The sequence below is a fragment of the Streptomyces laculatispora genome (genome assembly GCF_017353455.1).
Lineage (GTDB): Bacteria > Actinomycetota > Actinomycetes > Streptomycetales > Streptomycetaceae > Streptomyces > Streptomyces laculatispora.
Genome location: NZ_JAFMPZ010000371.1, coordinates 1 through 11,760, shown reverse-complemented (window position 1 = coordinate 11,760; position 11,760 = coordinate 1). Strand labels below are relative to the sequence as shown.

Sequence of the window (11,760 nt, the reverse complement as noted above, 5' to 3'; positions counted from 1 at the left end):
GATCGGCGCCATCGGGGCCGGCATGAACCAGCCCGCGATGCTCGCCCGCTTCGTCCGCGACACCGACGCCGACGTGGTGCTGTGCGCCGGCCGCTACACCCTCCTCGACCAGTCCGCCCTGACCGATCTGCTGCCCGCCGCTGCGGCCGCGCGGCCGCGGCGGCGGGCAGCAGATCGGTCAGGGCGGACTGGTCGAGGAGGGTGTAGCGGCCGGCGCACAGCACCACGTCGGCGTCGGTGTCGCGGACGAAGCGGGTGAGCATCGCGGTCTGGTTCATGCCGGCCCCGATGGCGCCGATCACGCCCTCCGCGCGCAGTTTCTCCAGTTCCGGATAGGCCTCGTGGAAGGCGGCTTCCGCGTGGTCGTCCGGGTCGTGCAGATAGGCGATGTCGATGCGGTCGAGGCCGAGCCGCTGCAGGCTGTCCTCGATGCTGCGACGGACGCCGGCGGCGCTGAAGTCCCAGCGGCGGCGGTGGGTGGCCCGTACGGCGAAGCCCTCGGAGAGCCCCTCGGACTGCTCGGGACCGCCGTCGGGCAGCGGGTCGAGCACCCGGCCGACCTTGGTGGACAGGACGTACGAGTCGCGGGGGCGGGCCCGCAGCGCCTCGCCGAGCCGTCGCTCGGAGAGACCTAGCCCGTAGTGCGGGGCGGTGTCGAAGTAGCGGATGCCCTCGTCCCAGGCGGCGTCGACGGCGGCCGTGGCCCGCTCCGGTTCGACGGCGCTGAAGAGATTGCCGATGGCGGCCGCCCCGAAGGACAGCTCGGTGACCTCGACCGCGCTGTTTCCCAGCCTGTTGCGCCGCATGCTTCTGCCGCCCTCCCCGATGATCGCTTCGTGCACTGAGCAATATTCATCGGATCACTTGGGCACGTCAACACCCAGGAGGCCGTCAACTACGGCGATTGCTCGGGAATCTGTCCGATCTATGGCGCCGCTCCCCAGGTCCGGCAGCCAAATCCCGGACCGGGCCGGTCAGCCGGCGGGCAGAGTTGCGAGCAGCTCCGCCACCTCGTCCTCGGCGCAGCGCCCCAGCCGTTCCAGATCGGGCAGCGCCTTGCCGTCGGCCACCAGTCCGACCTGCACCTTGCCGCCGTACGTCGTGAGCGCCACGGCCAGCGACTGGCCGCGGGCCAGTGGCGCCATCGGATACAGCGCGCGCAGCGGGCAGCCGCCGAGCGAAAGCGCCGAGCGCGGCAGCGGCACGCTGGTGACCAGGACGTCGAAGAGCATCCTGGCCGCACTCCCGGCGAGCGGGGCGCCGAAGCGGTGCGCCAGCGAAGGAAGTTGATCGGCGAGTACGGCGACCGCGCCGGCCCCGCGCAGCGGCCCGGCGGACTTGTTGCGGTCCATGGCTTCGCGCACCGCCCGCAGCCGTTCCCAGGGGTCGGGTTCGCAGACGGGGAGGCCGAGCAGGTAGGCGGACAGCCGGTTTCCGGTGGCGGCGCCACCCGGCCGGCGCCGGGAGACGGGGACCAGGGCACGCGGATCGGCGCCGGGCAGCGGCTCGCCGCGTTCCAGCATCCAGCGGCGCAGCGCTCCGGCGACGACCGCGAGCAGGACGTCATTGGCGGTGCCGCCCGCGGCCCGCCGGACGCGCTGCACGGCGTCGAGGTCCAGATCGGCGGTGGCCAGCCGCCGGGTGCCGCTGGAGCTGGCGCTGAGCGCCGTCGCGCCGCGCAGATCGAGACGGCTGGCCCGTACCAGCGAGGCACCGACACCGAAGGCCCGGCCGAGGTCCTCGATCCGCCCGCGCGCGAGCCCGGCGACCTGGCGCGGGCCGGGCATCCAGGAGCGCGGGGGCACCGGCCGGGTCCGGCCGGACCCAGCTCCGGAGTGTCCGCGGCCCGCGAAGGAGGCGATCTCGTCGAAGATCCCGGCCCCGATGGCGACGGCGCGCATCCCGTCGGCGAGCGCGTGATGGAGCTTGACCAGGACGGCGAAGGGGCCGTTGGCGGCGCCGCCGATGACGTACATCTGCCAGGGCGGCAGGCCCCTTCGCAGCGGCTGCTCCATCAGCTCCCCGGCGAGCCGGGTGGCCGCCGCCATGAAGGCACCCTCCTCGCCCGTCTCCGCCCCGGGCAGCTCCACGCGCTTGACGTGCCGGTGGACGTCGAAGTCCTTGTCCACCGACCAGGCCGCACCGCCGACCGGCAGCAGCACGTCCCGTACCCGCATCCGCAGCCGGGGAATCGCGGCGGCCCGGGTGCCGAGCAGCTCCAGCAGGGCGTCCGGGCCGGGAGACCGGCCCCCGTCCGGGGAGAAGACGGCCAGCGCACCGAGGTGCATGGGGTGGGCATCGGACTCGAGGTGCCAGAAAGCCAGATCGAGAGGTGCCAGTAGCTCAGTGCCCAACGGGTCCTCATGTCATCGAAGACAAAGACTGACGGAACCGCAGTCAATCTCTCTCGGTCGGTTACGGTCAAGTACAGTCATATTACGTACTGTTACTTTCCGATACCGCGCATTGCCGCCGTTCGGCACCGTTCGTTCGGCAGGTCAGTCGCGTGGCGGAATGCTGAATTCGCACCAGACGCACTTGCCCGTGCCCCGGGACTCGACGCCCCAGGCGTCCGCCAGCTGGTCCACGAGCATCAGCCCCCGGCCCGACACCCCCGATTCACCGGCGTCCCGGCGGCGCGGCAGCGCACTCGACCGGTCCTCCACATCGACCCGGAGCCGCCGCCCGGTGCCGGTGAGCACCCGGATGGTGACGATCGCTCCGCCGTCGGTGTGCATCAGAGCGTTGGTGGTCAGCTCGTCGGCGGCCAGCTCGACCTCGTCGGCCCGGTCCTTCGCACCCCAGGCCCGCACCGCCGCACGGATCATGTGGCGCGCCGAGCTCAGCGCCTCGGGGTCGTTCTGCGCCACGTGCTGCTGGAGCCGGCCGCCGGGCTGCGGAGCGTGGGCGGCCTTGCGCCGCAGCAGCAGCACCGCGACATCGTCCTCGCCACCGCGCTCGTCGACCGACTCGCAGAGCTGGTCGGCCAGTTGCTGGAGATCCTGCGGGCCGTTCCTGACCCTGTCGGCCAGCAGCTGCATTCCCTCGTCCAGGTCCGCGCCGGGCAGCTCCACCAGGCCGTCGGTGAACAGCACCATGGCCTGGCCGGAATCCAGCTCGACCGTGCTGACCGGGTACTCCAGCCGCCCGAACTCGGCGGAGAGCCCCAGCGGCAGCCCGCCCTCGACCGGCACCTTGCGACAGCTCCCGTCGACGTCCCGCATCAGCGGGTCCACATGACCGGCCCGGACCATCTGCACGACTCCGGTGGTCAGGTCGGCCTCGGCATAGGTACAGGTCGCGAAGCGGTCGGTGTCGAGCTCGTGCAGGAAGACGGAGGCCCGGGCCATCACCGTCGCGGGGCTGTGGCCCTCGGCCGCGTAGGCCCGCAGCACGATGCGCAGCTGGCCCATGACGGCCGCGGCATGGATGTCGTGCCCCTGTACGTCACCGATGACGGCGCCCACCCGGCCGCCGGGCAGCGGGATGACGTCGTACCAGTCGCCGCCGATGTCGCGGCCCATCCGGGCCGGGCGGTACCGGACGGCGATCTGCGCACCGGGCACCTCGGGAATCCGGCGCGGCAGCATGGCCTGCTGGAGCCCCTCGGCGAGGTCGTGCTCCTGCTCGTAGAGCATGGCGCGCTGCAGGCTCTGGGCGATGGAGCTGCCGAGGGCGACCAGCAGATTGCGTTCGTCACCGGTGAACCCGTCCTTGTCGCTGTAGAGCAGCCCGAGCGCGCCGATGGGGCGGGCCTGGGCGATCAGCGGCAGATAGGCCGCCGAGGTGATGCCGAGATGGCTGATGTGGGGCCACAGGATCGGGTACGAGGTGGCGAAGTCCTCGGCGGACTCGATGAAGCGCGGGGTGAGCGTGCGCACGACCTCGCTCATCGGGTACGGCTCGTCCGTCCGGGTGTAGCGGGTGCCCGGCACGAAGGACCCCTCGGGCCCGTCCGTCACCAGATGGATGCGCCCGGCCTCCATCAGCCCCATGACCAGGCTCGTCGCCCCCAGGAGCAACAGCCCCTGGGAGTTCTTGAGCACGTCCGTGACGTCCCTGACGGTACGGGCGTGGGCCAGCGCGGCCGTGGTGCCCTCCACCAGGCTGGTCCGGCGCCGGCGCTCCCCGTCCAGCTCGCGGCGGGCGGTGGAGTCGGCCAGCTCCTGGGTGGCGTCCCGGACGATGCCGATGATCCGTCGGGGCCGCCCGGTCGCGTCGCGCCGGACGCAGCCCTGGGTGTGCGTCCAGCGCAGGGACCCGTTGCGGCGCAGGGTGCGGAAGTACGCCCCGTAGTTGCTCCGCCCGCTCTTGAGCGCCTGCGCGACGAGGGCGTCCAGGCGGACACGCTCGTCCGGCGGCACCCGCTTCGCGAGCGTCTCCGGCCGGTCGTCGTATTCGTCGGCCCGCAGGTCGAACACGTCGAGGGCGGGCTGGTCCATGTGCATGAGGCCGCTGTCGAGGTCCCAGTCGAAGCTGCCCATACGGTTCAGGGCGAGACTGAGGTCCGGGTGGGCGGGCCAGTCGTCCGGGAGTGGCAGGGCACCCACTACCCGATCATCCATGTGGGTCACTCTGCCATCATTTGTCCGATTCTTCGAGTGAGCTGTCCACCAGGTGAACGTGTGATGGAACACACCTCGCGGGCCGGCCGGCGGGGCCGTATCCCAAGGGATCGGCGAAAGGAGCCCCGGCCAGGAGCGCCGGATACCGCCCCAGAACGCCGACCCGCCCCGAAACCGGACGGAGGCAGCGGCTACCGTGTGCGGAGGGCGAACTAAGTCAAGCCTTACCAAGTCCCGCCCTGTCCATGTTCGCCCGTTCTAAGGAACAGCCCTCCATGACACGCCCCGTCCGCGTAGCCATCGTCGGAGCCGGTCCCGCCGGAATCTACGCAGCGGACGCGCTGCTCAAATCCGAGGCCGCCTCCGACCCGGGCGTGTCCATCGACCTGTTCGAGCGGATGCCCGCCCCCTTCGGTCTGATCCGTTACGGCGTGGCCCCGGACCACCCCCGGATCAAGGGCATCGTGCAGGCGCTGCACCAGGTCCTGGACAAGCCGCAGCTGCGGCTCTTCGGCAATGTCGACTACCCGAACGACATCGGCCTCGACGAGCTGCGGACGTTCTACGACGCCGTGATCTTCTCCACCGGCGCCGACGCGGACCGGGCCCTGGACATACCGGGCAGCGACCTCGACGGCTCGCACGGAGCCGCCGACTTCGTCTCCTGGTACGACGGCCACCCGGACGTGGCGCGCACCTGGCCCCTGGAGGCCGAGAAGGTCGCCGTGCTCGGTGTCGGCAACGTGGCCCTCGACGTGGCCCGGATGCTCGCCAAGACCGGCGACGAGCTGCTGCCGACGGAGATCCCCGCCAACGTCCACGAGGGCCTCAAGGCCAACAAGGCGCTGGAGGTGCACGTCTTCGGGCGGCGCGGTCCGGCCCAGGCCAAGTTCAGCCCGATGGAGCTCCGCGAGCTGGACCACTCGCCGAACATCGAGGTCATCGTCAACCCCGAGGACATCGACTACGACCAGGGCTCGATCGACACCCGGCGCGGGAACAAGCAGGCCAACATGGTCGCCTCCACGCTGGAGAACTGGGCGATCCGCGACGTCGGCGACCGGCCGCACAAGCTCTTCCTGCACTTCTTCGAGTCCCCGGTCGAGATCCTCGGCGAGGACGGCCGGGTCGTCGGGCTGCGCACCGAGCGCACCGAGCTGGACGGCACCGGCAACGTGCGGGGCACCGGCCGCTTCAACGACTGGGACGTGCAGAGCGTCTACCGCGCGGTCGGCTACTACTCGCAGGAGCTGCCCAAGCTCCCCTTCGACGTCGCCTCCGGCACCGTTCCGCACGCCGCCGGACGGGTCCTCGCCGGTGAGGAGCCGATGGACTCGGTGTACGTCACCGGCTGGATCAAGCGCGGTCCGATCGGCCTGATCGGCCACACCAAGGGCGACGCCAACGAGACCGTCGCCTGCCTGCTGGAGGACCACACCACCGGCCGACTGCCCGCTCCGGCGCAGCCCGAGCCGGAGGCCGTCACCGAGTTCCTGCGGGCCCGCGGCGTCCGCTACACCACCCGCGAGGGCTGGTACCGCCTGGACGCCCACGAGCGCGCCCTCGGCGAGGAGCAGGGGCGCGAGCGGGTCAAGGTCGTGGAGCGCGACGCCATGCTGGACGCCTCGGAGCCCGGCAACTGACACCACGGCCGACGGCCCCGGAAGGTCTCCCCGCAGGAGCCATCCCGGGGCCGTCGGCCGTTGCCGGACCGGACGGTCAGCGCCCGGCAGCCCCTATGTGATCACGCATCTCGGCGCCACCGGCCGGACCGCACTGATGGACGCCACCGAGATCAGGGTCCGCCGCCCGGGAGCACACCGCGGCGGACGCAGCCGGTTCGTCTCCGGCAAGAGCCGCATCAACGCCATGAAAGCCCTCATCGTCACCGAAACGACATAGCCTGGCAACTCCTTCCGTTGGAGCTGGGGTTGGGCTCGGGGCAAACCTGCTGGCGGCGTCTGGACCGGGCAGCAGGCAGGGGTCTTCGACCGGTCTTTCACGCGGCGGCGTGGCTCCTGGCGGAGTCGGTGATCACTCCGTCCGTATCGAAGACCACGGCGCGCATGGCGCGCAGGCACGGCGCCAGGATCGGTGCGGCTGCCATGACTGGGGTGGTCCCTTCGTCAGGGGCCCACAGAGGCTTCTCAACCGAGCACTCCCCCAGCAGGCGCATATCGATCACAGCAGGTGGCCGAGGCTGCGGCCGGGGCACACTCTGCCGTCGCGGCTCGCCGGGGACGAAGGATTCCATGTCAACGACCCGGAGTCTGATCGGCGTACTTTTGAGCAAGAGCCGGGCAAGCCCGCCCGACGAGGCGGCCGACGATGTGCCCCTGGTCCTCGACGCAAGCCTCTTCGAGGAAGGCAGAGGGGGCGAGTGCGCATGTGATTCGTACCGGACGCCGGTGAGCTGCGCATATGATCACGCGTATGCCGCCTGTGGACCAAAGGGCTGCGCCGGGTGAGATGACGGGACTATGTGGCCGCGAGTCAACGGTATGCGTGCGCTGGAACTGGGCTTCCCTGGTGACATGCGGGACGAGCTCAATTCCTTGGTTCTGACAGGTGCAAAGACCGCCACGACCTGTCTGCTCGACGAGTACGCCGAGGAGACCGAGGGCCTGGAGTATCTCGGTGAGCGGCAGGCTCTCCTGGACAACGAGGGCCGGTGCGTCGCCATCCTGGAGTTCATCGGCGTAGAGGTGAAGCCCTTTGGTGATGTCACTTGGGCACACGCCAGGGCCGAGGGTGAGGGTGATGTGTCTCTTGAGGCCTGGTGCGATGTGCACCGGCGCTTCTGGGACCGTGCGGGCACTCCGGTCGATGATGACACCGTCGTCGTCTGTCTGGCCTTCCGGGTGGCCAAAGACGCCTGAACTGCCCAGTCCGGCCCAGATCGCGGCCGGTCCCACGCGACCTCAACGGTTGCATGGGAGAGATCCGCCAGCAACCGCGCTCGGGCATGCCCGACCATCCCAGACCTGGGGCTTCGACGGCCACGGCCACCGCCGTCTCTCAGTGGCGCGGCGCCGGCTTGTCCGGCAGTGAGCATGAAGCCGGATGATCCGGACCCTCTCGGCCAAGAGCCGGTCCGGCGATCTTGTCCGGCGCACCAACTCGGCGCGCTCGGCCTCCTGACAGCGTGATTTCAACAGCTGCGAAGGCCGGCGCCTGAGCTCTGCTCAGTCCGCGGCCCGGCGATCCTCGTCCAGGTGGCCCATGGCGTAGCCGCGCTCATCCGGATGACCGGCCAGGCGCGCCATCACCCACGCGGTACGGGCGTCCATCCCTTCACCGAAGTCGGCGGCCAGGCGCCGTGCCCGCCACGTCGTACGCGGGGCGAGCACCCACCGTGCGAGCGGAAAGCGGACGCGGCCGGTACCGGCTGTCGTCCGGCTCGCCCCGCCGGGGAGGTCCTCGGAGCCGGGGCCGGGGATGTGTTCAGGTCGGTCACGATCGCGAGTCTGGTGACGGCCTGGGTCGCCGTGAGGGTCATCGGGCTGGAGATCACCGAAACGGGCGGCGCCGCAATACCGAAGTTGACGCCCGAGACGTGCGGCGACAAAAACTGAGGGCCCTCAAAGCCGGGAAGGCCGTCACGGAGCGCTCCGTCAGGGCGCGGGGCGCCTCAGGCGGCGGCCCAGGAGAACGGCTCCCGCGCCCGCGATCACCGAGGCGGCGGCGATGCCGGTGAGTGCGGTCTCGGCCCGGGCGTCGTGGGTGGACCCGGTGGTGGCCAGCGCAGGCCGGGCGGAACCTGCCGCCGTGGCGGCTTGCAGGACGAGGTCGGTGACCGCTTCGGGGTGGGCGATCATGGCCACGTGGGAGGAGTTGATCTCCACCGTGTGTGAACCCGCGCGCTTCGCCTCGAAACGTTCCTGGTCGGGGTTGATGGTCTTGTCCTGCTTCGCGACGAGGAACCACGACGGAATGTGCTTCCAGGCGGCCACTTTGGCCTTCTCGGAGAACGCGGTCGTTGCCGCGGGTCGTTGGGTGACCGCCATGACCCTTGTGGTGCTCTCCGGCAGGTCGGCGGCGAAGACCTGATGAAGCTTGTCGGGCTTGAGGTACAGGTCGGTCCCGCTGATGCCACCGCCGGCCCGGTACGGAACGGACTTCGTGGCAGTGCCGAGTTCGCTGGGGAACTTGGCGCCCAGGGACATTCCGCTCTCGCCCACGTCGAGCATCAGTGCCGATATGTACACCAGGGACTTCACCCGGGGGTTGCCCTCGGCAGCCGAGCTGATCAGGGCGCCGCCGTACGAGTGACCCGCGAGCACGATCGGGCCCTTGATGCTGTCCAGCACGGAGGCGATGTAGGTGGAATCGCTGTACAGCCCGCGCAGCGGATTGGCGGGGGCGATGACGGTGTATCCACGACGTTCGAGCCGTTCGACGACCCCGTTCCAGCTGGAAGCATCCGCGAACGCCCCGTGCACCAGCACGATGGTGGGTTTGGTCGTGGTCGTGGTCGTGCCGTCCGCCGCGGCGGCAGGTGCCGCCAGGGCCGTGCACAGGGCTATGGCGGGCCCGGCCGCCATGACGTGTGCGCGACGTATTCGGCGCCGTGAACCGGGGACCGTGAATGCTGCCATGCCGTTCTCGCTTTCCGTGAGATCGCTCTTGCAGCAAGCGTTCACGCATTCGCCCCGGCAGGCGCGGCCACGCACTCCAACCGGGTCACAACGTGGGCCATCACAGTGAACGCCGGAGTCAACGGGCATGCAGAGCGCCCAGCGGCTACCACGTCATCCGCAGCCGCCCCGTTGCCGGATGCGTCCTGGTCGGAGTGCCGGTCGATGACCTCGGCCACCGCATCGAGGTGCTCCGCCTCGGCAAGAAACAAAGTCGGCTGCCACTTGGACGGCCGACTGCACGGCGTCGTGCCACCGCTCACCCCTGCCCGCGCATGGCCGTACCTGTCGCCTGACTCCCCCGGTCTTTACGCCGTAAAGACCGCCACCCCGGATGGTGACGGCAACGCCACCAGCACCCCCGGCGGCTGGCTTCGACCGCCAGGACAGACACCGCCGCCGCAGCGGCCGCCCCGATTGAGCTGAACCGGAATTTGCAGCGGCCCCGAAGCCGGGCATGATCGCCTCGGCAGACGGGAAGGACAGGCCTGATGCCTGCACCCCGGACGTATCCTGACGAGCTCCGAGTCGGCCGTCCAAAGGCCACCGCCCGCCTCGACAGCCTCGCCTGACGCCCAGAACACCCCCTCGGGCGAGCCGGTCAAACTCACCTGGCAAACAGTCAGGGTCATCTGTCAGAGGTCATCCGAGCAGCATCCAAAAGCCCTGGCTTACAGCCGATGCCCCCTCTCCAGCGATCCGGCCCCGATCTCACGCGACCTGGTCCGATTCGCTCGTCGTCTCAGTCACTCTGGTCCGTGTGATCTGGGGGTGTTCCGTCCCGGCGGAGTTGACAGGGGCTCGTTGAACGGGCAGACCCGCGGATTCAGGCTCGGCACGGTCGGGGGTGAGGATTCAGGTGGTCTTGATCTGGCCACCGTCAATGACGAACTCCGCGCCGGTGATGTTGGCGGCGCGCGGAGAGGCAAGGAAGGCGGAGAGTTCAGCTACTTCCTGGGGTTCGGTGATCCGTCCGGTGGAGATGCCCATCTGCTGGGGCACGACCTCGTCGAGGGTCTCCTTGGCGCTTTTGCCGGTGCCGGCTGCCGCGACGTCGGCGAAGCCGCCGGGGGCAGTCCAGAACGGGGTGCGGACCGGCCCGGGGGCGATGGCATTGACGCGTACGCCCTGTGGGGCGAACTCCTCCGACAGGGCCTTGGTGAGGTTGCTCAGCGCCGCCTTGGCCGCTGAGTAGTCGACCACCATGGGGAAGGGCAGGCGGGCGTTGACGGAACTGATGTTGACGATTGCTCCGCCGTTGTCGGCGAGCAGATGGGGCAGCGCGGCACGGCTGGTACGGACCGCACTGAAGAAGGTCAGATCGAAGACGCGCTGCCACTCGGCGTCGTCGATGTCCAGGAAGCTGGAGCGGGGACGGGTTACTCCGAGATTGTTGACGAGCACGTCGATCCGGCCGTGACGCTCGGCAGCGGCATGAATCAGCAGGCCGGGGCCGCCGGCGTCACCTAGATCGACGGAAACGAAAGCGACGTCGTACTTCTCGCACAGTGCAGCGAGCTCAGGGGTTTGGGTACGACTGCCGGCGACGAGGCGGGCGCCTTCGCGGCCGAGGGTCTCGACGATGGCCAAGCCGATGCCCTTGCTGGCACCGGTGACGACAGCGACCTTGTCGGCGAGACCCAGGTTCATCAGCATGCACTCCCGTAACGCGAGTCGAGACCGGAAAATCCCCCCAGAAGTGCTCAGATCGACTTCAGTATCACGCACGGAACCACCCACTGGGCCCATCGCCACGAGCCCGACTCGGAGAATTCCCCCGCCTCCCCGCGCCACCACGGTGACTCGCGCTCCGCCCTGGGGCGCGGCGCGCGAGATTCGGTTGCCGTTGATCTCGGGCTGAACACCGAGACGTTGCGGAACTGGATCCGGACTGCCGACGGGCGCCGTCCCGGCGCTCACTCCGCACCGTTGTCCGCTGCGCAGGCGGGCGGTGGTGACGTTCAGGCGGAGCTGGCCGCTGCCCGGAAGAGGATGCGGCAGTTCCTCACCTTTGCGGTGGCGGTGAGGCATGACGAGTCCGGTGCCCGGACAGCCGCCGTCGGCGATCGTCGTGCTCGTGCCGACGGCGGCCTTCGCACCGGACTCCGCCCATGCCTTGCAGTCGTGGCGGTTGCCGGGCAGGGGTCGGCCGAACACCACGAGCCGGGTGTCGGCGTCGATGACGATTTGGTGGTTCGTGGAGTAGCGGTAGTTCTTGGACTGCTCCGCGATGGTGTGGTCGCGGGTGGGCACCAGTGTGCCGTCCACGATGAACACAGTGTCCTTACGGAACCGCTTGCGGGAGCGCAGGGCAAGCGCGGGGCCGAGGTGGTCGATGATCCGGTCGGCTGCGGACTTCGATACGCCGAAGAGCGGCGCGAGTTGGCGCATCGTCAAGTTCGTTCGCCAGTAGGCCGCCACGAGCAGTACCCGGACTTCCAGCGGAAGGGACCACGGGCGGCCCTTTCGCACCGGATCTGCCCCTTCGCGGCGCGGCGCGGTCACCAGCTTCCCGAAGGAACACGGGCTCAGCCCGCTGAACGGGGCTATCCAGACAC

9 protein-coding genes and 2 pseudogenes are annotated in these 11,760 nt (G+C 69.9%); 3 read left to right on the top strand and 8 right to left on the bottom strand.

The window, feature by feature from the left end; translation table 11 throughout:
• The 3 genes from J1C73_RS19465 to J1C73_RS19455 form a co-directional block, all read right to left on the bottom strand.
• The coding region (locus tag J1C73_RS19465) for an aldo/keto reductase (protein ID WP_207317531.1) at positions 1-806 on the bottom strand (806 nt) is incomplete at its 3' end.
• A gap of 168 nt (positions 807-974) precedes the next feature.
• A complete protein-coding gene (locus J1C73_RS19460) occupies positions 975-2,354 on the bottom strand; it encodes a wax ester/triacylglycerol synthase family O-acyltransferase (protein WP_207317530.1) in 1,380 nt (459 codons plus the stop codon).
• A 144-nt stretch (positions 2,355-2,498) separates the two neighbouring features.
• Positions 2,499-4,565: a SpoIIE family protein phosphatase gene (locus J1C73_RS19455; RefSeq protein WP_207317529.1), complete on the bottom strand. Its 2,067-nt coding sequence runs from the start codon at positions 4,563-4,565 to the stop codon at positions 2,499-2,501.
• Positions 4,566-4,840: 275 nt separating this feature from the next.
• Between J1C73_RS19455 and J1C73_RS19450 the strand changes: the two genes are divergently transcribed.
• Complete coding sequence (locus tag J1C73_RS19450) at positions 4,841-6,208, top strand: FAD-dependent oxidoreductase (protein ID WP_207317528.1); 1,368 nt, start codon at positions 4,841-4,843, stop codon at positions 6,206-6,208.
• 97 nt (positions 6,209-6,305) lie between these two features.
• Positions 6,306-6,467, top strand: a complete 162-nt coding sequence (locus J1C73_RS19445; RefSeq protein ID WP_207317527.1) for a hypothetical protein — start codon at positions 6,306-6,308, stop codon at positions 6,465-6,467.
• 100 nt (positions 6,468-6,567) lie between these two features.
• On the opposite strand, the pseudogene J1C73_RS19440 reads toward J1C73_RS19445, so the two are convergent.
• Positions 6,568-6,672, bottom strand: a pseudogene (locus tag J1C73_RS19440) (hydrolase); the annotation flags it as partial.
• A gap of 427 nt (positions 6,673-7,099) precedes the next feature.
• On the opposite strand from J1C73_RS19440, the gene J1C73_RS19435 reads away from it, so the two are divergent.
• Positions 7,100-7,444, top strand: coding sequence for an ASCH domain-containing protein (locus J1C73_RS19435; protein ID WP_242644407.1), 345 nt, complete (start codon positions 7,100-7,102; stop codon positions 7,442-7,444).
• Between the two features lie 306 nt (positions 7,445-7,750).
• Here the strand turns inward: J1C73_RS19435 and J1C73_RS19430 are convergent, their stop codons facing one another.
• From J1C73_RS19430 to J1C73_RS19415, 4 genes and pseudogenes are all read right to left on the bottom strand, one after another.
• Positions 7,751-7,915 carry a hypothetical protein gene (locus tag J1C73_RS19430; RefSeq protein ID WP_207317525.1) on the bottom strand — a complete coding sequence of 55 codons (165 nt, stop codon included), beginning with the start codon at positions 7,913-7,915 and terminating at the stop codon, positions 7,751-7,753.
• 264 nt (positions 7,916-8,179) lie between these two features.
• Positions 8,180-9,163, bottom strand: a complete 984-nt coding sequence (locus tag J1C73_RS19425) for an alpha/beta fold hydrolase (RefSeq protein WP_207317524.1) — start codon at positions 9,161-9,163, stop codon at positions 8,180-8,182.
• Between the two features lie 894 nt (positions 9,164-10,057).
• Positions 10,058-10,852: an SDR family NAD(P)-dependent oxidoreductase gene (locus tag J1C73_RS19420; RefSeq protein ID WP_207317532.1), complete on the bottom strand. Its 795-nt coding sequence runs from the start codon at positions 10,850-10,852 to the stop codon at positions 10,058-10,060.
• 345 nt (positions 10,853-11,197) lie between these two features.
• Positions 11,198-11,752, bottom strand: a pseudogene (locus J1C73_RS19415) (transposase family protein); the annotation flags it as partial.
• Positions 11,753-11,760: the final 8 nt, after the last annotated feature.

Coding starts and splice junctions, on each gene's coding strand:
- J1C73_RS19455 (WP_207317529.1), bottom strand. CDS start 4,565: ATGGATGATCGGGTAGTGGGTGCCCTGCCACTCCCGGACGACTGGCCC.
- J1C73_RS19450 (WP_207317528.1), top strand. CDS start 4,841: ATGACACGCCCCGTCCGCGTAGCCATCGTCGGAGCCGGTCCCGCCGGA.
- J1C73_RS19435 (WP_242644407.1), top strand. CDS start 7,100: ATGCGGGACGAGCTCAATTCCTTGGTTCTGACAGGTGCAAAGACCGCC.
- J1C73_RS19425 (WP_207317524.1), bottom strand. CDS start 9,163: ATGGCAGCATTCACGGTCCCCGGTTCACGGCGCCGAATACGTCGCGCA.
- J1C73_RS19420 (WP_207317532.1), bottom strand. CDS start 10,852: ATGAACCTGGGTCTCGCCGACAAGGTCGCTGTCGTCACCGGTGCCAGC.